A 23,353-nucleotide genomic window follows, 5' to 3' on the forward strand; every position below is an offset into this window, starting at 1 on the left:
TGGGCTTGCCATTTGAGTTCCGTTGTGGATAGCCTCCGAATGTGTTCGGTGTTTCCCGAGTTCACCGAACGTCCGGGGAGCCGCCATCGATCCTGTGATCAGCCATGACCCGGCTGATGATAAATCGGGCGAGGAGTGGTGGGTAGAACAGGCGGAGCCCCAGGACTGTTGAGCGAGGCGTATAGCTCCGGCTCTTCGGCACTGGGGCTCCGTGTGGATGGGGCTCGGCCCTGACCGCGCTCCACCAACCTGCCTCCCGAGCAGCTGCCCCGACTGCGGACCCGGCGCGCCGACTTGCGAGAATTGCCAGGCAGGCCGGGTTCCTGTCAGCCTCTCACCCGGCATGGAGTGGCCTTCTTCCCGGGCGCGAACGACCAGCTGGCGGTGGGCTGCGGACGCATTGCGCTTGCCAGCACGCCAGCAGTACTCGCGCCTCGGCATCGACTTCGAACCGGTCCCCCCGACCTGGCAGCCGAGCCGGTTGCCGCGCTGGTGTCTGCTTCGGCTTGTGAGAGTCTCCGCCACACCGTCCGCTCCGATACCCCAGGCGATGACCGCGAAAGCCCGGAATACTCGGGGAGGATCGGCAATCAGGCCATAGACGCTCGCGGTGAACACTCCATGTACCGCACTCGTACCAACGACGCAGTCTAAGGTATCGACGCAATGCGGCAAATTGCAGAATACTGATAAGTGAGACATTTCCCGCCTGAGGCGGGATGCTAATACCAGCACGTCCTATCCGATGGACTGGAAGCTGCGAGCATTTTAGCAGAAATGGAGATCGAAATGTCGAAGAGCGAGAAGCAGAATCCTGCCTTTCCAGGCCTTCCTGTAATTACGGGTCGGTACGGGGTAGGTATCGAAATATATGATGCCAATACTGGGAAATTGATCTGGAATTGGACTGGCCAGGATGCATCCGATGCACTGCAGGGGGAGCTGTATGTACAGCTTCGCAATGCAATTTTAGACAAGAATGGGAACATCAAGGGAGAAGTCACGGATGCAAAATTTGCAGACGGAGGCAGCAAGATTGTGGCGATCATCGCCGATGCGGCCGTGGTCATCAACTGTAAGGATAAATCTATTCATTTTGGAATCTATAGGGAATGGGCAAAGGGGTCACTTCTTGGAGCGATGCATTCGCTTGAAATGCTGCCCGACAACAATTTGGCCATAGCGACTGACCTCAAAGAGTGGGACGATTCGAGGAAGAGTGAACCGAGGAAGCCTGGTGTCGCTGTTTATGACATGGGCCCCGCGGTTCTGCCGGATTCAGCACCGAGGAGAATGGAAGGCTATAATCTCTCGTCGTGCCATGCCCTCGTATGGGACGAGTCACAACAGATCCTTTGGGCCGCTGGAACGAGTAAATGGCCAGCAAACCCTTCGGACAAGGTCTATACGCGCTTGGTGGGTTACCATTATTCTCGGGATGCGCTCACCCAGACAGATACTGACGTGCATGAGTTTCCCAGTGCGAGCCTTGGAAAGAGTGATCCCGCGTATTCGAATTGGGTGGAAGGCGGGCACGATCTCGTCCCTGTTCCAAATGAAAGAAGGCTGATCGTAACCACTGATATCGATCTATACGAGTATGACCTGGAAGCAGGGAGTTTCTATAAATTTGAAGATTTCACGGCGAGCGTGAAGGCTTACTTCAGCAATTATGAGTGTCCGGTGGAGGCGCGAAAGATTAGCGGTTTTCCTAGATCTGCCATGAAAAGCCTACGCCTCTCGAAAAATGGGCTAGGTGTGCATACTCAGTCAAACTGGAGAGGTACAGACAGCTATCTGGATGAAGGAGACCATACTCAGCAAGTTTATTTCTTCGGTGTAGATGCTCCGGACAATTTGGACTTTCGCAAATTTGGGGCTAATGGATGGATTTACAAGGCGCGATGGTTTGATGAAGTACCCGGATGGCTATCTGCTGGCATGAAGGAGTAACGGGTCGGTTTCGTTGCCGTTCTCTTCTTCCTTTCGCTGGCGCAAAGAGGGTGCGGCGCATGACCGCCGGGGCCCGCGACACGTCTCCAGCGGTCAGAAGTGATAGTTTTAGGGTTACGGAATTTTTCCTCGCCCATTTTTCATCCGGAGCCAGACTCTGGATTCTTTCCTGGGAAAGCTCACGCCGAGGTGCGATGCTCTCCCCTCCAGGCCCCGCTCGACGAGCGGGGCCTTTCTTTCGTCTGCCCGCTTCTCATGAAAGGTAGTGTTCCCTTATGCCCGAGTTCAGCAACGACCCCGAAGGAGCCGCCATCTACGGCTATTTGCGGTCTGGGGTGCCGTCCCGGTCCCACATCCGGGACCGGGTCTCCTCGGGCTCACGGAGCCCCAGGAACTCCTCGACGGGCAGTACGTGGGCCCCCGCAGGTCCACATCGGAGTCCCGGGAGGGGAGGCCGTACAGATGCGCGCCCGAGACCGTGGCGAACACCAGAGGGTGGGGCTGCTCGGCGACGACAGGGGTGAGGTCCGTGCTCAGCGCGTCCAGCATGGCCTCAGTGTCCCAGAGCGATCACGCGTCCCAGAGCGCCCCCAGCGTCAGCAGCTCGCTGCGGTACTCGACGCGCTCCGCCCATTCCTTCGGCCAGGCCGCCGCCCCCAGGTGCGCCCCCGCGAACGCGCCCGCCAGGCAGGCGATCGAGTCCGAGTCGCCGCGGGTGCACGCCGCCCGCCGCAGTGCGAGCAAGGGCTCCTCCGGGAAGAGCAGGAAGCAGAGCAGACCGGTGGCCAGGGCCTCCTCGGCGATCCAGCCGTCGCCCGTGGCGAGGCACGGGTCGGTCTCCGGGTTCGCGTCGCGCCCCACCGCGGAGGCGAGCCGTTCCAGGACGGCGAGGCACTCGTCCCAGCCGCGCTCGATGAACGCCTCGGGCGTCGCGTCGTGCGCGTACGTCCACAGGTCGCCGAGCCAGCGGTGGTGGTAGCGGGAGCGGTTCTCGTACGCGTACGAGCGCAGCCGGCCGACGAGGCCGAGCGGCTCCGTGCCCCGGGCGAGCAGGAAGACGGCGCGGGCCGTGAGGTCGGAGGCCGCGAGGGCCGTCGGGTGGCCGTGGGTGAGCGCGGCCTGGAGCTGGGCCGCGCCCGCGCGCTGGCCCTCGCTGAGACCGGGCACGAGTCCGACCGGCGCGACGCGCATATTGGCACCGCAGCCCTTGGAGGCGATCTGACTGGCCTCCTGCCAGGGCATGTCGCTGTCGAGCTTGCGGCAGGCGACCAGGCAGGTGCGTCCGGGCGCGCGGTTGTTCTCCGGGGAGTGGTACCAGTCCACGAACTCGTGCCGCACCGGCCGCGCGAGCCGCATCGGGGTGAGGAGTCCGCGGCCCATCGCGGTCCGTATCCCGCGGGCGAGGGCGAGCGTCATCTGGGTGTCGTCGGTGACGATCGCGGGCTTGGGCAAGGCCATCTCGCGCCAGGGGCCGAACGTCGCAAGGATGGACGGCACATCGTTGAACTCGGTCGGGAAGCCCAGCGCGTCACCGAGCGCCAGTCCGATCAGGGTGCCGGTGGCGGCCTGCTTGGTGACGGTCCTGGTGGGGGTCATGTCGGACGCGGTCATGGTGTGTGTCGTCCTTCCGGTCGCAGCAGTGGAGGATGCAGGGCGTTCGCCGGCCCCGCCCGGTAGAGCGCGGCCGGTTTCCCCCGGCCGCCGGTCAGGCGCGCGCCCCCTTCCACGGCCTCGACGAAGCCGGGTGTGGTGAGGACCTTGCGCCGGAAGTTGGGGCGGTCGAGCTCGACACCCCAGACGGTCTCGTACACCTGCCGCAGCTCGCCGAGGGTGAACTCGGCGGGACAGAAGGCGGTGGCGAGGCATGTGTACTCGAGCTTGGCGCCGATGCGCTCGTGCGCGTCGGCGAGGATGCGGTCGTGGTCGAAGGCGAGCGAAGCGCGATGGGGGTCCCCCCGGCCGAGGGCTGGGGGAGGGCCGTGGTCGGCGTACGGCACCCACTGGGCGTGCGCGGCGTCGCCGCCGCCGCGCGGCTCCGGCACGTCCGGTACGAGCGCGGTGTACGCGACGGACACGACCCGCATCCGGGGATCGCGGTCCGGGTCGCTGTACGTGCGCAGCTGCTCCAGGTGGAGCGCGGCGGTGGTGCGCGGTGAGAGCCCGGTCTCCTCGGCGAGTTCACGGCGGGCGGCGCGGCCCGCGGACTCGTCGGGCAGCACGAAGCCGCCGGGCAGCGCCCGGGCGCCCTTGTACGGCTCCTGGCCGCGCTCGATGACCAGCACCTGCAACGCGCCGTCGCGGACCGTGAAGACGGCGAGGTCGACGGTGACGGCGAAGGGCGGGAAGGACCTCGGGTCGTAACCGCTCACGCCGTCCGCGCCGTTCACGTCGCTCGGGTCGCTCGGGTCCATGGTCACCGCCTCTCCGGCAGGGGGTCGGCGAAGGCCCAGCCCTCGGCGAGCAGCGCGTCGACGGCGCCCAAGGCCGCGGCGAGGCGCCCCTCGTGCGGGCCGGTCAGCGTGAGGAACCTGCGCCCGGTGCGAGCGAGCTGTGCGGCGAAACGCGCGGTCATCCAAGGCCGCAACTGCTCGCCGTCGCGCAGCCCGTCGTCCTCGAACGGCACGTCCCGGTGGTCGGTGAGCAGCCACAGGTCGCCGCGGCCGCGCGCCGCGATCTCGGCGACCTCCGCGCTGGACCGCCCGGCCATGTACCGCTCGTGCCAGATCGTCGTCGCGAAGGCGTCGGTGTCGCAGATCAGCACGGGCGAGCCGATACGGGCGGCGGCGTCCTCGTGCTCGGCCTGCCGCCGGGCGATCAGTGGGAAGTCGTCGGAGTCGAAGGTGACGTCGGACCAGGTCGCACCGGGCCGCTCGGCGCGCAGCGCGTCGAGCTTCCGCTCGCTGAACTCCCTGCCGTACTCGGGTACGCAGCCGGTGCGCGCCCAGACCCCGCCGCGCGCCCGGTAGTGCGCGGCGAGCGCAGTGGCCAGGGTGGTGGTGCCGGTGGACTCGGCGCCGAGCACGACGACGCGGCGCGCGAGTGCGGCGCGCACCGGCGGCTCAAGGAAGTCCCAGCAGCCGACGGGGTCCTTGCGGACGGCCGTGCCGGAGACGGGGAAGACCGTGCGGTCGGGGTCGACGCAGACGGAGTCGGCGCCTCCGAAGCGGCGGGCGAGCTCGTCGCCGTACGACTCCGAGGTGAAGACGGCGTCGACCCGCCCGGGGACGGCGGCGCGGAACACCGCCATGTGCGCGTCCCAGACCGCCGGGTCGGTGACGTCGACGGGGATGTCGTCGACGGCGCCCACGACGCGTACGTCCGGGTGCACTTCGCGCATCCAGGCGACGCGTTCCGCCAGCGGTATCGACTCGACGGAGGCGGCGCAGACGAGGACGGTCAGGCGCTCGCAGCGGTCGCGTGCGGTGCGGACGAGATGGTGGTGACCGGCGTGCGGCGGATAGAACTTGCCGAGGACGAGCCCGTGCCGGTAGCGCTTCATGCCGCCACCTCCGCGGCCTCGTCCGCCGACTGCCGCTGCCGGGCGTGCAGTACGGCCAGGTCTCGGGTCCAGTTGCGCAGGCCGTGCACGCACAGGGCCATGAAGCCCACATACAGCAGCGCCGTGAGATAGAGCCCCTTGTACGCGTACAGGGGCACGTAGACGAGGTCGGCGGCGATCCACAGCCACCAGGACTCCCGCCGCTTGCGGCACTGCCCGTAGGTCGCCATGAGGGAGAGCGCGGTGGTCAGCGCGTCCCAGAAGGGGACGGTGGAGTCGGTGGCGCGGTGCAGGAGCAGCGTCAGCGCGAGGGTCCCCACCGCCCCCGCCGCGAGCAGCCACGCCCACTCGGTGCGCGTCGTGCGGCGCACCGGGAGGGCGTCGGAATCTGGTCCACCCCCGTGGGTCCAGGTCCACCAGCCGTACGCGGCAAGGGCGATGAAGACGACCTGCAGCCCCGCGTCGGCGTACAGGCCGGCCTGGGTGAACAGCAGGATGAAGAGGACGTTGTTGGCGATGCCGAGGGGCCAGTTGGCGAGGTGCTGGCGGGCGACGAGCCAGACGCAGAGCGCTCCGCTGCCGAAGCCGAGGACCTCGGTCCAGCTGACCGGGGTGTCGAGCAGGGTGAACAGCGGTTGCTGCAGTGGTGCGACCACGGGTCCGAGTACGTCAGCGAGGCTCACACCCGCCCCCTTCTTTAAGAGTCACTCTGACTATAAAGCGGGGAAGGGTGGCCCGACAAGCACGAAAAAACCCGCGGCCGTCGTGACGACGGCCGCGGGCTCTTCCAGAGGGTCCGGTCCGAGGGGCTCGCCTAAGGAGTGTCTTCAAAGTGGCGAAGTCCGCCCGAAGGGCGGGCCCGACGGCGTCTCATGCGTGCGATCGCAAGGCGGAGGACGGAGCCCCTGCGGTGGGGGCACCTCCCGAGCGTGCCGGGCGCCGCCGGGCAGACGGGACCTTGCAGGACCTTGAGGACACGGCCTAGAGGCCGACTTCCTTCATCAGCATGCCGACCTCGGTGTTGGTCAGACGGCGCAGCCAGCCCGACTTCTGGTCGCCGAGCGCGATCGGCCCGAAGGCCGTGCGGACCAGCTTGTCGACCGGGAAGCCCGCCTCGGCGAGCATGCGGCGCACGATGTGCTTGCGGCCCTCGTGGAGGGTGACCTCGACCAGGTAGTTCTTGCCGGTCTGCTCGACGACGCGGAAGTGGTCGGCGCGTGCGTACCCGTCCTCCAGCTGGATGCCGTCCTTGAGGCGCTTGCCGACCTCGCGCGGGAGGGGGCCCTGGATGGCGGCCACATAGGTCTTCTTGACGCCGTACTTGGGGTGGGTGAGGCGGTGGGCCAGCTCGCCGTGGTTGGTGAGCAGGATGATGCCCTCGGTCTCGGTGTCGAGCCGGCCGACGTGGAAGAGACGGGTCTCACGGTTGGTGACGTAGTCGCCGAGGCACTGGCGGCCGTCGGGGTCCTCCATGGTGGAGACGACACCGGCGGGCTTGTTCAGCGCGAAGAACAGGTACGACTGGGTGGCGACGGTAAGGCCGTCGACCTTGATCTCGTCCCTCTCCGGGTCGACGCGCACGCCCTGCTCGATCACGATCTCACCGTTGACCTCGACGCGGCCCGCGTCGATCAGCTCCTCGCAGGAGCGGCGCGAGCCCATGCCGGCGCGGGCGAGCACCTTCTGCAGCCGCTCGCCCTCCTCCTCGCCGAAGGTCTTCGGGGTCTTGATCTCGGGCTTGTTGGCGTAGCGCTCCCGGTTGCGCTCCTCGGCGCGGGCCTCGTACTCACGGGAGCGGGCCGGGGCGGTGCGGCCCCCGCCGCGCTGCGGGGACTGCTTCGGACCGCCCTTGGCGCCGCCGCGGGCGGCCGCGCCGCGCCCCTTCTTCGGCTCTTCGGACGTGCCACCGACGTCGTAGCGGCGCTCCTCGGGACGGGGCTTGCGCGCGCGCTTCTGCTGGTCGTCGCGCTGCCCCCCGGTCTTCGACCGGGAGGTGCCCCCATCCGGCCCCCGGTAGTTACCGCGTCCGCTGCTGTTCCTGCCGCTGCTTCGCATCAAAGTTCCGTCGTCGTCGTGGCGTCATCGTCTGTGTCCGGAGCGTCCGGATCGAACGACGGAACGCCTTCCTGGGTCTCGGCCTCGATCGCGTCCGCCTCCGGGAGGAAGGGCGCGAGCTCCGGGAGCTCGTCCAGGCCGCGCAGGCCCATCCGCTCCAGGAAGTAGTTCGTCGTCCTGTACAGGATCGCACCTGTTTCGGGTTCCGTGCCCGCCTCGTCGACGAGACCGCGCTGGAGGAGGGTGCGCATGACGCCGTCGCAGTTCACTCCGCGCACGGCGGAGACGCGGGAACGGCTGACCGGCTGGCGGTACGCGACCACCGCCAGGGTCTCCAGCGCCGCCTGGGTGAGCCGGGCCTGCTGGCCGTCGAGAACGAAGCGCTCGACGGCGGCTGCGTGCTCGGGGCGGGTGTAGAAGCGCCAGCCGCCGGCGACGAGCCGCAGCTCGAAGCCGCGGCCCTGGACGGTGTACTCGTCGGCGAGCTCGCGCAGGGCGTCGGCGACCGCGCGGCGGGGCTGTTCGAGCACCTTGGCGAGGTGCTCCTCGGTGGCCGGCTCGTCGACGACCATGAGGACGGCTTCGAGGGCGGGCTTGAGCGCAGGCTTGAGGTCGTCGCTCACGCCTTCTCCTCCGTGCTTTCGGGGGTGCGATCGAATTCGTCGGTGACGTGCGCGTCGGCCTCGCCGGCGGCCCAGGTGACCACGAGCTCCCCCAGGGCGTCCTCCTGGTCCAGGACGACGGCCTTCTCACGATAGAGCTCGAGCAGGGCGAGGAACCGGGCGACGACGGTGAGGGTGTCCTCGACGCCGTCGACGAGGTCGCGGAAGGTGACCCTTCCGCGCTCGCGCAGCATGCCCACCACCACCTCGGCCTGCTCGCGCACGCTGACCAGGGGCGCGTGGATGTGGTCCACGTACACCTGGGGCTTCGGCTTGGGCTGCATGGCCTTGACGGCGAGTCTGGCGAAGCCCTCGGGGCCGATGCTGATGACGACCTCGGGGAGCAGCTCGGCGTGGTGGTCCTCAAGGCCGACGGTGCGCGGGTGGCGCCGGGCCTCCTCGTCGAGCCTGTTGCTGAAGATCTCCGCGATCTGCTTGTACGCGCGGTACTGGAGCAGCCGCGCGAAGAGCAGGTCCCGCGCCTCCAGCAGCGCGAGGTCCGCCTCGTCCTCCACCTCGGCGGCGGGCAGCAGCCGGGCGGCCTTCAGGTCGAGCAGGGTCGCGGCGACGACGAGGAACTCGGTGGTCTGGTCGAGATCCCAGTCGGGTCCCATGGCCCGGATGTGCGCCATGAACTCGTCGGTCACCTTGGAGAGGGCGACTTCGGTCACATCGAGCTTGTGCTTCGAGATGAGCTGCAACAGCAGGTCAAAGGGGCCTTCGAAGTTCGCCAGCCGCACGGTGAACCGCGACTCGTCCGCGACGGCCGCACCGAGTGCGCATTCGGTGCTCTCGACGTTCTCCGTGGCGTCCTGGGCGGCAGGAATGGGGACGGGGGTGGAAGCGGGGGCGTCCTCAGTCCTGTCCTCGACGGCAGCCCCGTCCAGCAGGTTCTCGACGGCAGCGCTGTCCGGTGCCTGCGCGGGGTCCGCGTTCTCGCGCGGCGTGGTGTCCAGGGCCTCGGGCTCGCCCACGGGGGCGTCCGGCTCGGGCGAGGTGTCCGGTACCGACGGCGTGTGGTCCGCGGGGCCGGGTGAGGGGGCCGCAGGGGCGGACGTGGTGCCCGGGCCGCGGCCCAGGGCGCGGCGGGGCGCGCGCGAGGTCGGGGTGGGGGCGTCGTCGGTCGGGGGCATCGTGGTCCAGGGTGCGAAATGAGGGGGCGCGCGCAGGCTACCCCGTCAGCGGCCGCGCAGCCGTCGCACCAGGATGCTCGCGTCGCCCCGGGACTCCAGGTCCGCAAGAACGACGGCGACCGCCTCGCGCACGATGCGCCCGCGGTCGACGGCGAGGCCGTGCTCGCCGCGGAGCACCAGGCGGGCGTGCTCCAGGTCCATCAGTTCCTCGGCGGAGACATAGACCGTGATCTTCTCGTCGTGGCGCTCGCGTCCGCTCGGGCGCCGGTTCGCCGCACGCCCCCGGCGCCGCGGCGCCGCCCCCGCCTCGGGGGCGGCGGCTGCGGATGGCGCCGAGGACCCGGCCGCCGGCCGCCCCTTCTCGGGGGCCGGGGCGGCAGTGGACGCCGCCTCCCCTTCAGCGGCCGCCGTCCGGCTCCGGGGCTCGGCCGGCTCGGCCTCCTCCTTCGCCGGGGAGTGCTCCTCCGGCGCGGGCTCGTCCGCCTGCGCGGGCACCCGGGCCTCGCCGTTGGCGGAGGCCACGGCACCGTTCGCCGCCCGCCTCGGGGACGACGACGTGAGTCCCGTGCCCCCGGTCGTACGGAACAGCTCGTCGGCCCCGGGCAGACTCACTCGGCGTGACACCGGGCGAGCACCTCCCTGGCGAGCTGGCGATAGGCGGCTGCGCCGACCGAGTTGGACGCGTACGTCGTGATCGGCTCACCCGCGACCGTGGTCTCCGGGAAGCGCACCGTGCGCCCGATGACCGTGTGGTAGACGTGGTCGTCGAACGCCTCGACCACCCGCGCCAGGACCTCACGGCTGTGCACCGTGCGCGAGTCGTACATCGTGGCGAGGATGCCGTCGAGCTCCAGCTCGGGGTTGAGCCGCTCCTGCACCTTCTCGATCGTCTCCGTCAGCAGCGCGACACCGCGCAGCGCGAAGAACTCGCACTCCAGCGGAACGATCACCTTGTGCGCCGCCGTGAGCGCGTTCACCGTCAGCAGACCGAGCGACGGCTGGCAGTCGATCACGATGTAGTCGTAGTCCTGCATCAGCGGCTTCAGCGCCCGCTGCAGCGTCGACTCGCGGGCGACCTCGCTCACCAGCTGCACTTCCGCAGCGGACAGGTCGATATTGCTCGGCAGCAGGTCCATGTTGGGCACGGCGGTCTTCAGGAGGACCTCGTCCGCGGACATGCCCCGCTCCATGAGCAGGTTGTAGACCGTGAGGTCGAGCTCCATCGGGTTGACGCCCAGGCCCACCGACAGCGCCCCCTGCGGGTCGAAGTCGACGAGCAGGACACGGCGTCCGTACTCCGCGAGCGCCGCACCCAGGTTGATGGTGGACGTCGTCTTGCCGACGCCGCCCTTCTGGTTGCACATCGCGATGATCTTCGCGGGGCCGTGGTCGGTCAGCGGGCCCGGGATCGGGAAGTACGGCAGCGGCCGTCCGGTGGGGCCGATCCGCTCACGGCGCTGACGGGCCGCGTCGGGCGCGAGCGTGGCCGCGTACTCCGGGTCGGGCTCGTACTCGGCGTCTGGGTCGTAGAAGTGCCCCTCGGGCACCTCGTCGTAGTCGGCGAAGTGGGTGGACTCTCGGCCACTCTCGTTGCCGGCCATGGCGTTCACGTGTTGGCCGTCCATCATCTTCATCGTGTGGGCTGTCGTCGGCAGGTGCGGGCTGGGCGCGAAGGTACGGACAGCGACGGAGCCGACAGCTTCGAGCGCGGACGCAGGACCCTGGCCCCGCGCCGGGGGCACCTCCCTCACGCCGCCAAGGCGTAGAGGGGGAATTCCCGCATGACCACCCCCGGGAGAAAATGTCGACTCATTCACAAGTCGTCTTACCTCCTTGGACGTGACCAGGAAACTTATCGATAGGTCAGCGTGGCACCATGCCGACGGTTGGCGACTCTATGGCGTGTCACCGGTCCGCAGCAACACAATCCGCCGGACCCGGCCTGATGTGTCGGCAACCGAACACCCCTCTGTCAAGGGTGCACAGGGGTCGGTCGGCGTATTTCACGGGTGTGCGAAACGGTTAAAGGGTTACGTTCGAGGCGAGTTGAACGGGCACCATACCGCGCCCGGACACGCGACCGGCCGGACCTTGCTCCACAAGGTCCGGCCGGTTGCGTGAGGTTGACGTCCCGTATTGACAGCGGGGCCGCCGGGGTCCCGGGTCAGCCGAGGAGCGAGCTCAGCTCGACGGAGTCGAGGCCGTGCGCCTCGGCGACCTCCTTGTAGACGACCTTGCCGTCATGGGTGTTGAGGCCCTTGGCCAGGGCGGGGTCACGGCGCAGCGCATCGACCCAGCCGTTGTTGGCCAGCGACACGATGTACGGCAGCGTGGCGTTGGTCAGCGCGTACGTGGAGGTGTTGGGCACCGCGCCGGGCATGTTGGCGACGCAGTAGAAGACCGAGTCGTGCACCGTGAAGGTCGGCTCGGCGTGGGTGGTCGCGTGCGAGTCCTCGAAGCAGCCGCCCTGGTCGATCGCAATGTCGACAAGGACACTTCCGGGCTTCATCTTGGCGACGAGCTCGTTGGTGACCAGTTTCGGGGCCTTGGCGCCCGGGATGAGGACGGCACCGACGACGAGGTCGGCCTGGACGACGGCCTTCTCCAGCTCGAAGGCGTTGGAGACGACGGTCTTGACCTTGGAGCCGAAGATCTTGTCGGCCTCGCGCAGCTTGTTGATGTCACGGTCGAGCAGGGTCACGTGGAAGCCCAGGCCGACGGCGATCTGCGTGGCGTTCCAGCCGGAGACGCCACCGCCGATGACGACGCACTCACCGGCGGCGGTGCCGGGGACACCGCCCGGCAGCACGCCACGGCCGCCGGCGGAGGCCATCAGGTGGTACGCGCCGACCTGCGGGGCGAGCCGGCCCGCGACCTCGGACATCGGGGCCAGCAGCGGCAGGGCGCGGTTCGGCAGCTCGACCGTCTCGTAGGCGATGGCGGTGGTGCCGGACTCCAGGAGGGCGTCCGTGCACTCGCGGGAGGCGGCAAGGTGCAGATACGTGAAGAGGGTCTGGTCCTTGCGGAGGCGGTGGTACTCCTCCGCGATGGGCTCCTTGACCTTCAGCAGCAGGTCGGCGGTGGCCCAGACCTCATCGGCCGTGGGCAGGATCTGCGCACCGGCGGCGACGTACTCCGCGTCCGTGATCGAGGAGCCGACACCGGCGTTGGCCTCGATGAAGACCTGGTGGCCGTTGCGCACGAGCTCGTGCACTCCGGCAGGGGTGATCGCCACCCGGAACTCGTTGTTCTTGACCTCGCGGGGGATGCCGACCTTCACGTCGATCACGGTCCTTGACTCAGGGGGATTTCTGGTGCAATTCCATAGTTACCCGGATACGCAGGGCGCAACGGGAGGGACCGGGGCGACACCCGGCAGAGCCAGTCTAATGAAGGACTTCGCGCTGTCTAGCCTTGCAAAGCAAAATCTCTCGCCGGAACCACTACGGATTTCGCAGGCCGGAACGATCAGTTCCCAGTAGTTGCTCAGCCGCGGCCCGATGCAGTCGGGCCGCCGCCGGGTCGCCGAGGCGCTCCAGCGTGTCGGCGAGCCTGAGCTGCAGCGCGGCGTGCAGCCGCACGTCCCCGGCCTTGCGCGCCCAGGCCACCGCCTCCTCGCAGGTGCGCAGCGACTCCTGCGGCCGGCCCGCGTACTCCTGCACCCGGGCCGCCTCGCTCAACGCACGTGCGTGACCGGGCAGATCATCGAGCCTGCGGTAGCCGGCCGCGGCCGCCCGCCAGTTGCGCAGCGCCTCGCCGTAGCGGCCCGCATAGCTGTGCACGGCGCCGAGGCGGCCGTACAGCCGCGCCTCGTCCGCGCGCTCCCCGCGGGCGAGGCGCTGTGAGAGCGCGCGTCCGTACCAGTCGGCGGCGCGCTGCCAGTCGCCGAGCTCCTGATAGGCACCGCCTACGGATTCCATCGCACGACCGGTCGCGTACGGATCATTTGCTCTGCGCCCTGCGTCCAGAGCCTCCCGGTATCGCACCAATGCGTCCTCGGTACGGCCGGTGGACGCGTCCAGATCGGCGAGGTTGAGGAGCGCCGCGGCCCGCTCCCGGTGGAGCTCGCGGCGCTCGGCGACATCGAGGACGAGCCGGTGCAGCCCGTACAGATCGGGCGCGGCGGCCTCGGTGCCGCGATGGGCGACCAGGGCCCGTACGAGCGCGGCGATCAGTCGGCGGGCGAGGGTGTCCAGCTCGCCGTCCGCGACGGCGAGCCTCGTCGAGGCGAGCAGCGCCGGGCGACGGGCCTCCAGCCAGGCCCCGGCCGCCGCCGGGGTCGGGAACCGCAGCGCCCGCGGCAGCCCCGCCAGCTTGCGGCGGGGCGCGGAGCCGTCGGGCTCGGTGACGGCCCAGCAGGACTGGAGCAGCCGTACGGTCCGCTCCAGCATCCGGGCGCGGGCGAGCTGGACCTCCGCGGGCCGGTCCTCCGTCGTCATCAGCTCGTGCAGGAACGGGGCGAGGCAGCCGGGCACCTCGTACGCCTCGGGGTCGCCGCCCGGCCGCAGCAGCCCGAGCGCGGCGAAGTCCTCCAGCACCGGCCGGACGCCCGAGATCGACGTACCGGCCAGCGCGGACGCCGTGTGCACATCGACGAGCCCGGCGGGCGCGAGGGTGAGCAGCCGCAGGGTCCTGGCGGCGGGCTGCGGCAGGGACGCGTACACGAGTCGGAAGGCGCGGGCCAGCGGGCGGGCCCCGGCGGGCTGCTCGGGATCGTCGGGCAGCGCGCGCAGCTGCTTGGCGGCGTCGGCGACCGAGGCGTTGGGCCGGGCCGCGAGCCAGCCGCCGACCAGCACCATCGCGGCGGGCTGCCCGCCGCACTGCTCGACGAGGGCCTCCGCGGCCTGCGGGTCGACGGTGATCCGCACCTCGCCGGCGAACCGGCCGAGCAGCTCGATCGCGGACTTCGGGTCCATGCCGCCGACGGTGCAGGGGCGCACGTCGGGGATTCCGGTGAGCGGCCCCTGGGCGACGGCGACCACGAGGCAGTCGGGGTTGTCGGGGACGAGCGGGTCGACCTGCTCGGTTTCCGCGGCGTCGTCGAGGAGCAGCAGACAGCGGCGGTCCGCGAGCGCCTCGCGGACCAGGCCGGTGAGCTCGTCCTCGTCCGCGCCGGGCGGGGCGTCGGTGCCGAGGGCGTCGAGCAGTTCGCGGGCGGTGCGGTCGGTGGGGACGGGGGCGCCGCCCGGGTCGGTGAGCCGGGCCCGCAGCACGCCGTCGGGGTATGTGCCGGCGAGCCGCCGCGCCAGTTCCCCGGCGAGCGCGCTCCGCCCGGATCCGGGGCGGCCCGCGACGAGCAGCACCCTGGCGCTGGGCGCCTTGCGCCCCGAGAGCGTGTCGAGACCGGCCCGGTCGATGTCGGACCGCAGCGACTTCAACTCGCGCTGGCGCCCGATGAATTGCCCACCCACATCGCTTACGGTGCCATGGCCGGGGGGTGGGGGGATGTCCGGGGACGGGTCTCCCTGGGACGAGGGGCCGTTTCCGTCCACCGCCTGCTCCCTCACGGGCCACGCTCCCAGTCCGCCGCCGCACGAGCCGAACCCGTCGGGGGTTCCCGGGCGGGCGCTCAGAGCGTAATTCAGGCATCACGCAGGATCGCCCGGAGCGCGACCGGGCGTGCCGCGGCTTCCCTCGATCGGATCAACCGATGTTCGCACCGCGGCTGCCTGCGGCCGGGGTTTTTGTCCTCAAGCGCCGGACGGGCTGGGTGTGTCGGGGTCACCCGGCGGCGGGTGGTTGCCGTCCGGGTGGCGCTGCGGGGCTCGTGTTCGGGACGGCATGCTGTGCTTTTCCGGGGGACACCCCCGGACCCCCGTACGGCACGCCGCCCGGGGTTGTGTTCGTGCCGTGCGTGTTGCGTGCCACAAATCACGCTTGAGTGTCCCGACCACGACCCCTCCGCGCCCCCCGGGTCAGGTCACCGGCCGTGGCCGACCCCGGCGGTCGGGTTGTGCCCACCCGTCCCGCCCCAGCGGGACGACTGCCCACAAACCGTGAGGTGGCCACCTGGTTTGTGGGCAGGCGTTCCGCTGGGGGTCCCCCCAGGACGAAGTCCTAGGGGGAGGGACAGGTGGCCACAAACCACCCACCGGCCCGCACCCGGCGGACGACCCGCGGGCGCGACAACCACCCACCCACCCGCGCCCGGCGGACGACCCCGGGGGCGGGGCCGTGCAGGGGCGGCAGCCCCGGACGGGCTACGCCCCGAACGGCCGGGCGGGCCAGGGCGCCTCTGCCGGGCGCAGCGCGGCGATGCCGTCGCCCGAGAGCGCGGCGGTCAGCGCGAGCACGCCCACCACCAGGCAGTTGTTGTGCAGCTCACCCGCCAGCGCGCCCCGCACGAGATCCTTCAGGGGCACCCGTGCCAGCTCCATGTCGGCCTCCTCCTCGGAGACCTGGAAGCGCTCGCCCTCCGCCTCGGACAGATCGCGGGCGAGGAAGATCCGTACGGCCTCGTCGCAGCCGCCCGGCGTCGTGTAGACGTCCGTCAGCACGCGCCAGTCGACGGCCTTGACGTGCGCCTCCTCGTACAGCTCGCGCTGGGCCGCCGTCAGGGGGTTCTCGCCGGGGATGTCGAGCAGGCCCGCCGGGATCTCCCAGAGCTTCTGGCGCACGGGGTGGCGGTACTGGCGCAGTACGAGGACGCGGTCGTCCTCGTCGAGCGCGAGCACCGCCACCGAGCCGGGGTGGACCTGGTAGTCGCGGCGCGCGACCGTGCCGTCGGGCATGACCACGTCGTCGGTGCGGACACTCGTCTTGTTTCCCCTGAAGGGGGTCGAGGTCGCCGTGACCTGCCACTCCTCAGGGGTGTCCTTGATGGTCATGAACGCTGTCCTCCCGCAGTCCGTACCCCGGTCCACCGTAGTGCCTGTGCGTCAGTTGCCCGACTTGCGCTCCACCGCGGCCTTGATCAGGCCCGCGAAGAGCGGGTGCGGGCGGGTCGGGCGGGAGCGCAGCTCCGGGTGGGCCTGGGTGGCGACCAGGTACGGGTGCACCTCGCGCGGGTACTCGACGTACTCGACGAGCTTGTTGTCCGGGGACGTGCCCGAGAAGACGATGCCGGCCTTCTTCTCCAGCTCCGCGCGGTAGGCGTTGTTCACCTCGTAGCGGTGGCGGTGGCGCTCCTCGACGTACGGCTCGTTGGCGTAGACCTCGCGGACGATCGAGCCCTCGGCGAGCTTCGCAGGGTAGAGCCCGAGGCGCATCGTTCCGCCGAGGTCGCCCGCACCCTCCACGTACGCCAGCTGCTCCTCCATGGTGGAGATGACGGGGTGGACGGTGGCGGAGTCGAACTCGGTCGAGTTGGCCTCGGGGATCTCGGCCAGATTGCGCGCGGCCTCGATCACGATGCACTGGAGGCCCAGGCACAGGCCCAGCAGCGGCACCTTGTTCTCGCGGGCGAACTGGATCGCGCCGACCTTGCCGCTGACGCCGCGGTCGCCGAAGCCGCCGGGGATGCAGATCGCGTCCACGTCGCCGAGCTGCCTGGCCGCGTCCGCCGGGGTCTTGCAGTCGTCCGAGGTGACCCACTTGATCTTGACCCGGGCGCGGTTGGCGAAGCCGCCGGCGCGCAGGGCCTCCGTCACCGAGAGGTAGGCGTCGGGCAGGTCGATGTACTTGCCGACGAGCGCGACACTGACCTCGTGGTCGGGGTTGTGGACGCGGTCCAGCAGATCGTCCCAGGTCGTCCAGTCGACGTCGCGGAACGGCAGGTCCAGCTTGCGCACGACGTACGCGTCCAGGCCCTCGGTGTGCAGCACCTTCGGGATGTCGTAGATCGACTTGGCGTCGATCGCGGCGACCACGGCGGCCTCGTCGACGTCGCACATCAGCGAGATCTTGCGCTTGATCGCGGTCGGTACGTCACGGTCGGCGCGCAGCACGATCGCGTCCGGCTGGATACCGATGCTGCGCAGCGCGGCGACCGAGTGCTGCGTCGGCTTGGTCTTCAGCTCGCCCGAGGGGCCGATGTACGGCAGCAGCGAGATGTGCACCACAAAGACGTTGTCCCGGCCGACCTCGTGGCGGACCTGGCGGACGGTCTCCAGGAACGGCTGGGACTCGATGTCGCCGACCGTGCCGCCGACCTCGGTGATCACGACGTCCACGTCGTCCGTGGCCATACGCCGGATGCGGTGCTTGATCTCGTTGGTGATGTGCGGGATGACCTGCACCGTGTCGCCGAGGTACTCGCCGCGCCGCTCCTTGGCGATGACGGTCGAGTAGACCTGGCCGGTGGTGACGTTGGCCGAGCCGTCGAGGTCGACGTCGAGGAAGCGCTCGTAGTGGCCGATGTCCAGGTCGGTCTCGGCTCCGTCGTTGGTGACGAACACCTCGCCGTGCTGGAACGGGTTCATGGTGCCGGGGTCGACGTTCAGGTACGGGTCGAGCTTCTGCATCGTGACCCGCAGACCCCGCGCCTTGAGCAGCGCACCCAGGCTCGAGGCGGTCAGGCCCTTGCCGAGGGAGGAGGCGACACCCCCGGTGACGAAGATGTGCTTGGTCGTCGTGGCTGTGCTGTTTCGAAAAGCAGCGGGCGGCATGGCCAAGAGGGGGCTCCCGTGGTCGCGAGGTGGTCGTGCGTACCGGCGACCCCGCCGATGGAGATCTCTGGTGAAGATTCCGGAGACTTCCCGGGGGTGCCGTCGCTGCGGTTCGGGGGTCTGCGCCCACCGGTCCACGGGCTACCAGGGTATCAGCGCCGCAGGGCGACTGCTTCCGGCCACACGGGGCATCATGGCCTGCACGGGCTTGTCCGGGTTCACCCGCCGCCCACCCGTTCGGCGGCGCCGCATTGCCAGGGGCGGCGCGCTTCTCCGCCGGGTGCGTCGTATCCTGCTCGGACACTTGATTCGGAAGCTCGCTGCCGAGGCAGGCCGGCGACAGGCATCACCCCCGCCCTCAAACCGGAACAAGAGCTCGTCAATGACCGATTGACCGATTGACACCCTTGACCGCAGTAAGTGCCACGCAGGGCGGCGTGGCCGTTCGACTGGAGATCCACGTGGCCGGGCGCATCGAGGACTACGCACTCATCGGAGACATGCAGACCGCAGCCCTGGTCTGCCGGGACGGCACGGTCGACTGGCTGTGCCTGCCCCGCTTCGACTCACATGCGATCTTCGCCGGACTGCTCGGCACCGAGGAACACGGTTTCTGGCGGCTGGGGCCCGCCTTCCCGGGCCATGCCGAGCCCCCCACCGCCAGCCGCCGCCGCTACCGGGGCGACTCGCTGATCCTGGAGTCCGAGTGGGACACCCCGCGGGGCACGGTCAGAGTGACCGATTTCATGCCGCCGCGTGACGGGGCTCCGCAGCTGATCCGGATCGTGGAGGGCGTCAGCGGCCGGGTGCCGATGCGGTCCGCGCTGCGGATGCGCTTCTCCTACGGCCGGGTCGTGCCGTGGGTGCACAAGATCGACAACCGGACGGTCGCGGTCGCCGGCCCCGACTCCGTGTGGCTGGACACGCCGACGGACACGTACGGCAAGGACCTCACGACGTACTCGGACTTCACCGTCTCCCCCGGCGACCGGCTCGCGTTCACGATCAGCTGGCAGCCCTCCCACCACCAGCCGCCCGCGCTGCCCGACCCCGAGGGGTCGCTGGAGGCGACGGAGGACTTCTGGCGCGAGTGGGTCGAGCACTGCACGTACCACGGCCCGTACCGCGAGTCGGTCGTCCGCTCGCTGATCACGCTCAAGGCCCTGACGTACGCACCGACCGGCGGGATCGTCGCGGCGCCGACGACCTCGCTGCCGGAGGAGATCGGCGGCGTACGGAACTGGGACTACCGCTACACCTGGCTGCGGGACGCGGCGATCACCCTCTCCTCGCTGCTGCGCACCGGCTACCGGGAAGAGGCCCGGGCCTGGCGCGAGTGGCTGCTGCGCGCCGTCGCGGGCGACCCGGAGAACCTGCAGATCATGTACGGCATCGCGGGCGAGCGCGAGCTCGGCGAGGCGGAGCTGGACTGGCTGCCCGGGTACGAGGGCTCCGCCCCGGTCCGGGTCGGCAACGGCGCGGCCAACCAGCTCCAGCTCGATGTGTACGGCGAGGTCACCGAGGCCCTGCACCTCGCGCACATGACCGGGCTCTCCCGCAACGACTACGCGTCCGTCCTCCAGTTGAAGCTGATCCGCTACCTGGAGGACCACTGGGACCAGCCCGACGAGGGCATCTGGGAGGTCCGCGGGCCGCGCCGGCACTTCGTGCACTCCAAGGTCATGGCCTGGGTCGCCGTCGACCGCACGATCAAGCTGATCGAGTCGGGCGACGCGGACGGCCCGCTGGAGCGCTGGCGCGAGCTGCGCGACGACATCCACCGTGATGTCTGCGAGAAGGGCTACGACAAGGAGCGGAACACCTTCACGCAGTCCTACGGCTCCAAGGAGCTGGACGCGTCTCTGCTGCTGATCCCGCAGATGGGCTTCCTGCCGCCGGACGACAAGCGCGTCATCGGCACGATCGAGGCGATCCAGCGGGAGCTCTCCACGCCCGACGGCTTCGTCCTGCGCTACCCGACGGCGGGCGACGAGGCCGGCGTCGACGGCCTCGAAGGCGACGAGGGCGCGTTCCTGGCGTGCTCGTTCTGGCTCGCGGACGACCTGGCGATGATCGGCCGCGTGGACGAGGCCCGCCGGCTCTTCGAGAAGCTGCTCTCGCTGCGGAACGATCTCGGTCTGCTCGCCGAGGAGTGGGACCCGCGCCTCCAGCGCCAGGTGGGCAACTTCCCCCAGGCGTTCAGCCACGTCCCGCTGATCGACACGGCCCTGCGGCTGACCGCCTCCGGCGCGTACGGGGGCTGAGCGGCGCGTACAAGGCTTCCCCCCGGGGCTTCCCCCCGGGGGTCGGCTCCCGGGGCGCGCGGGGGCAGGGGCGTTCCTAGGATGGGAGTGTCCCCTGTAGCGCCCTCGGAAGGGGGCATCATGGCGCCCCAAGGCATATCGGGACCGGCCCTGGACGGGCTCCGCGAAGCCCTGGCCGGCGAGGCCGTCACCCCGGCCGACGCGGGCTACGACGAAGCCCGCACCGTGTTCAACGGGATGATCGACCGGCGGCCCTCGGTGATCGTCCAGTGCGAGTCGGCCGCCGACGTGGCGACCGCCATCCGCTTCGGCCGGGAGCACGGGCTGGAGCTGGCCGTCCGCGGCGGCGGCCACAGCGTCGCCGGCCTGGCGGCCACCGACGGCGGGCTCGTCGTCGATCTGCGCCGGATGCACGCGGTCACCGTCGACCCGCAGGCCCGCACGGCGCGGGTCGGGGGCGGCGCGACGATGAGCCATCTGGACCGCGCCACCCAGCCGTTCGCGCTGGCGACCACCGGCGGCCGCGCCTCGACGACCGGTGTCGGCGGCTTCACCCTTGGCGGCGGATCGGGCTGGCTGGAGCGGAAGTTCGGGCTGGCCTGCGACAATCTGATCGCCGTCGATCTGGTGACGGCCGACGGGGCCGAGGTCCGCGCGAGCGAGGACGAGAACCCGGAGCTGTTCTGGGCGCTGCACGGCGGCGGCGGCAACTTCGGCGTGGCGACGTCGATCACGCTGAAGCTGCATCCGCTGCCCGCGATGTCCGTCGCCTTCCTGTTCTTCCCGGCCGCGCGGGGCGGCGACGTACTCCCCGTCTACCGCGAGGTGCTGGAGTCCGCGCCGGACGAGCTCGGCGGCGGGTTCATCTATCTGACCGGCCCGCCCGAGGAGTTCATGCCCGAGGACCTGATGGGGCGGGCCGTGTGCCTGGTGCTGGTCACGTACGCGGGAACCGAGCCCGCGCTGCGGAAGGCGGCCGCGCCGCTGCTCGGCCTCGGCCACGCGGCCGAGGTCGTCACGGAGCTGCCGTACGCCGAGCTCCAGTGCATGATCGACGACCCGCCGGGCCTGCGGAACTACTGGTCCGCGGAGTATCTGCGGGCGCTTCCCGACGACGCCGTGGACGCCTTCTGCGCCCGCGCGGACAGCATGATCGTGCCGTCGAACTCGCAGCACATCCTGTTCCCGATGGGCGGCGCGCTGGCCCGCGGGGACTCCCGCTACCCGGTGCCCTGGCGGACCGCCGAATGGGTCTCGCACCCGTTCGCGATCTGGGACCGCGCCGACGACGACGAACGCGGCAGGCAGTGGGTCCGTGACGCACGGCAGGACGTCAGACCGTGGTCGATCGGCCTGGTCTACCTGAACTTCATCGGCAACGAGGGCGCCGAGCGGGTCGTGGCCGGTTTCGGCGCCGAGAACTACCGGCGGCTCGCCTCGGTGAAGACGCAGTACGACCCCGGCAATGTGTTCAGGCTGAACCACAACATCAAGCCGGGCTGACAGTTGTCCTTCGAAGATTCGCCCAGGTAGCGTCCCGGCAATGGAAACACAGGGCGGGATCACCGTGCAGCGGGCGCTGGAGCTGCCAGGGCTCCGCGGCGGGCTCCCGGAGGTCGTCGCCGGTGCCGACGGGCTGAACCGGACCGTGCGCTGGGTGCACGCCGGTGAGGTGCCGAACATCGCCTCGCTGCTCAAGGGCGGCGAACTCCTGCTCACCACCGGCCTCGGCCTCGGCACCCGGCCCGCCGAACAGCGCGCCTTCGTACGGCGGCTCGCGGACCGCGGCATCGCGGCCCTGGTCGTCGAGCTCGGCCCGCGCTTCACCCGGCTGCCCGCCAGCATCGTCGACGCGGCGCGCGCCGCGGGCCTGCCGCTGATCCAGCTGCACCGCGAGGTGCCGTTCGTCTCGGTGACGGAAGAGGTCCACACCGAGATCGTCAACCACCACTACGCGCTGCTCCAGCGCGCCGAGGAGGTGCACCGGCGGTGCACCGAGGCGCTCCTCGGCGGCGGCGGGATCCCCCAGGTGCTGCGGATCCTCGCGGACTTCACGGCCAACCCGGTGTTCCTGGAGACCGCGGACGGGCAGCTGCTGTACGCCGCGGGCAGCGAGTCCGGCCCGGCCGCCGCCGATCCGCTCCAGGTGTGGGAGGGCCTGCGCGGCCAGCGGGCAGCGCGCGAGGCCGGCCCGCCGGCCGGCGCCGTACTGGTCGATGTGCCCGGCGGCGGGCACGGGACCGCCGCGGTGCGCGCCCGTCTGGTCCTCCTCGCCGTCTCGGGGCCGCTCCAGCCGGTGCACCGCATGGCGGCGGAGCGTACGGCCGGTGTGCTCGCCGTGGTGCTCATGCAGGCCCGCCAGGAGGAGGAGCTGGCGGCGCGCGGGCGCGGCGACTTCCTCACCGACCTCGCCGAGGGCCGCATCTCGGCGGAGGACGCGCCGGAACAGGCCAGGGTGCTCGGCTTCAAGCCGGGCGGAGGGCCGCTGCTGCCGGTGGTGATGCGACTGGCCCCTGAGCCCGTGCCCTCGGGGAGCTGGTCGCTGCTCGCCCGCGCGGTACTCGAAGAGCTGTCGTCCGTCGGCGTCCCGGTCCTGCTGGGCGTACGTCCCGTCGAGGGCCGGGTGCCGCTGCTGCTCGGCCTGCGCTCCGAGCCGGAGCGCACGGCGGTGGCGGACCGGGTCGCCGCGGCCCTGCGCGCCGGTCTCGAACGCGCGGGCATGGAGCGGGCCGGCGCCCGTCCGCCGGTCGTCGTGGTGGGCGTCGCGGGCGGCTGGGCGGCGGCGTCCGCGGGCCTGCGGCACGCCGCCGAGACGGCCACGGCGGCCCAGGGCCTCGCCGACCGGCCCTGGTACGACGCGCGCCGCCTCGACATCGACCTGCTGCTGTGGCGGCTGCGGGACCAACCGGACCTGGCGGCCTTCGTGGACCGTGCGATCGGCCCTCTGCGGGACCACGACCGCACGTCGCGCCCGCCGCTGCTGCCCACCCTGGAGACGTATCTGGCGCACACGGGCCGCAAGGCGGAGACGGCCCGCGAACTCCACCTCAACCGCCAGACCCTCTACAACCGGCTGGCCCGCATCTCGGAGCTGCTGGGCACGGACCTGGACGATCCGCAGACGGTGCTTGCACTGTCCCTGGCCCTGCGGGCCCGGCGACACACGTCGTAGCCCCCGTCTGCAGGGCGCCCGCCGGGCTGGTGTGATCCGGGCAGGTCCTGGGCCGTGCCCGGCGCCATG

Annotated in this window: 16 protein-coding genes and 2 pseudogenes; 4 read left to right on the forward strand and 14 right to left on the reverse strand. The window is 70.4% G+C overall.

The window, feature by feature from the left end; all coding sequences use genetic code 11:
* The first annotated feature begins 777 nt into the window (after positions 1-777).
* Entirely contained in the window at positions 778-1,953 is a 1,176-nt protein-coding gene (locus KK483_RS06365) for a hypothetical protein (RefSeq protein WP_262004233.1), read from the forward strand.
* A 337-nt stretch (positions 1,954-2,290) separates the two neighbouring features.
* On the opposite strand, the pseudogene KK483_RS06370 reads toward KK483_RS06365, so the two are convergent.
* From KK483_RS06370 to KK483_RS06435, 14 genes and pseudogenes are all read right to left on the reverse strand, one after another.
* A pseudogene (locus tag KK483_RS06370) lies at positions 2,291-2,502 on the reverse strand (DNA polymerase beta superfamily protein); the annotation flags it as partial.
* A 21-nt stretch (positions 2,503-2,523) separates the two neighbouring features.
* Complete coding sequence (locus KK483_RS06375) at positions 2,524-3,549, reverse strand: ADP-ribosylglycohydrolase family protein (protein ID WP_262009365.1); 1,026 nt, start codon at positions 3,547-3,549, stop codon at positions 2,524-2,526.
* A gap of 11 nt (positions 3,550-3,560) precedes the next feature.
* A complete protein-coding gene (locus KK483_RS06380; protein ID WP_262004234.1) occupies positions 3,561-4,364 on the reverse strand; it encodes an NUDIX hydrolase in 804 nt (267 codons plus the stop codon).
* A 2-nt stretch (positions 4,365-4,366) separates the two neighbouring features.
* Positions 4,367-5,452: an AAA family ATPase gene (locus KK483_RS06385; protein WP_262004235.1), complete on the reverse strand. Its 1,086-nt coding sequence runs from the start codon at positions 5,450-5,452 to the stop codon at positions 4,367-4,369.
* On the reverse strand, positions 5,449-6,135 hold the full coding sequence (pnuC, locus tag KK483_RS06390) for a nicotinamide riboside transporter PnuC (RefSeq protein WP_262004236.1): 687 nt from the start codon (positions 6,133-6,135) through the stop codon (positions 5,449-5,451). The genes KK483_RS06385 and pnuC overlap by 4 nt, the downstream gene beginning before the upstream one ends.
* A gap of 298 nt (positions 6,136-6,433) precedes the next feature.
* Complete coding sequence (locus tag KK483_RS06395; RefSeq protein WP_262004237.1) at positions 6,434-7,507, reverse strand: pseudouridine synthase; 1,074 nt, start codon at positions 7,505-7,507, stop codon at positions 6,434-6,436.
* The gene (gene scpB, locus KK483_RS06400) at positions 7,507-8,130 is read right to left on the reverse strand and encodes an SMC-Scp complex subunit ScpB (protein WP_399013488.1); all 624 of its coding nucleotides are present in this window, start codon (positions 8,128-8,130) and stop codon (positions 7,507-7,509) included. The genes KK483_RS06395 and scpB overlap by 1 nt, the downstream gene beginning before the upstream one ends.
* Positions 8,127-9,302 (reverse strand): ScpA family protein, encoded by a 1,176-nt coding sequence (locus tag KK483_RS06405; RefSeq protein ID WP_262004238.1) that lies wholly within the window; start codon positions 9,300-9,302, stop codon positions 8,127-8,129. The genes scpB and KK483_RS06405 overlap by 4 nt, the downstream gene beginning before the upstream one ends.
* Before the next feature lie 45 nt (positions 9,303-9,347).
* Positions 9,348-9,926: a hypothetical protein gene (locus tag KK483_RS06410; protein ID WP_262004239.1), complete on the reverse strand. Its 579-nt coding sequence runs from the start codon at positions 9,924-9,926 to the stop codon at positions 9,348-9,350.
* Positions 9,911-11,044, reverse strand: a complete 1,134-nt coding sequence (locus KK483_RS06415; RefSeq protein ID WP_262009367.1) for a ParA family protein — start codon at positions 11,042-11,044, stop codon at positions 9,911-9,913. The genes KK483_RS06410 and KK483_RS06415 overlap by 16 nt, the downstream gene beginning before the upstream one ends.
* A gap of 422 nt (positions 11,045-11,466) precedes the next feature.
* Positions 11,467-12,582 (reverse strand): alanine dehydrogenase, encoded by a 1,116-nt coding sequence (gene ald, locus KK483_RS06420; RefSeq protein WP_262009368.1) that lies wholly within the window; start codon positions 12,580-12,582, stop codon positions 11,467-11,469.
* Positions 12,583-12,732: 150 nt separating this feature from the next.
* Positions 12,733-14,749 (reverse strand): annotated as a pseudogene (locus tag KK483_RS06425) (tetratricopeptide repeat protein); the annotation flags it as partial.
* A gap of 753 nt (positions 14,750-15,502) precedes the next feature.
* Complete coding sequence (locus KK483_RS06430) at positions 15,503-16,129, reverse strand: NUDIX hydrolase (protein ID WP_262004240.1); 627 nt, start codon at positions 16,127-16,129, stop codon at positions 15,503-15,505.
* A gap of 51 nt (positions 16,130-16,180) precedes the next feature.
* A complete protein-coding gene (locus KK483_RS06435; protein WP_262009369.1) occupies positions 16,181-17,848 on the reverse strand; it encodes a CTP synthase in 1,668 nt (555 codons plus the stop codon).
* 461 nt (positions 17,849-18,309) lie between these two features.
* Between KK483_RS06435 and KK483_RS06440 the strand changes: the two genes are divergently transcribed.
* The 3 genes from KK483_RS06440 (at position 18,310) to KK483_RS06450 (ending at position 23,284) form a co-directional block, all read left to right on the forward strand.
* Positions 18,310-20,112, forward strand: a complete 1,803-nt coding sequence (locus KK483_RS06440) for a glycoside hydrolase family 15 protein (RefSeq protein ID WP_262009370.1) — start codon at positions 18,310-18,312, stop codon at positions 20,110-20,112.
* 120 nt (positions 20,113-20,232) lie between these two features.
* On the forward strand, positions 20,233-21,615 hold the full coding sequence (locus KK483_RS06445; protein ID WP_262004241.1) for an FAD-binding oxidoreductase: 1,383 nt from the start codon (positions 20,233-20,235) through the stop codon (positions 21,613-21,615).
* Between the two features lie 40 nt (positions 21,616-21,655).
* A complete protein-coding gene (locus KK483_RS06450) occupies positions 21,656-23,284 on the forward strand; it encodes a PucR family transcriptional regulator (RefSeq protein ID WP_262004242.1) in 1,629 nt (542 codons plus the stop codon).
* Positions 23,285-23,353 lie beyond the last annotated feature (69 nt).

It is taken from the genome of Streptomyces sp. FIT100 (assembly GCF_024584805.1).
In the GTDB taxonomy this organism is placed as follows: Bacteria; Actinomycetota; Actinomycetes; order Streptomycetales; family Streptomycetaceae; genus Streptomyces.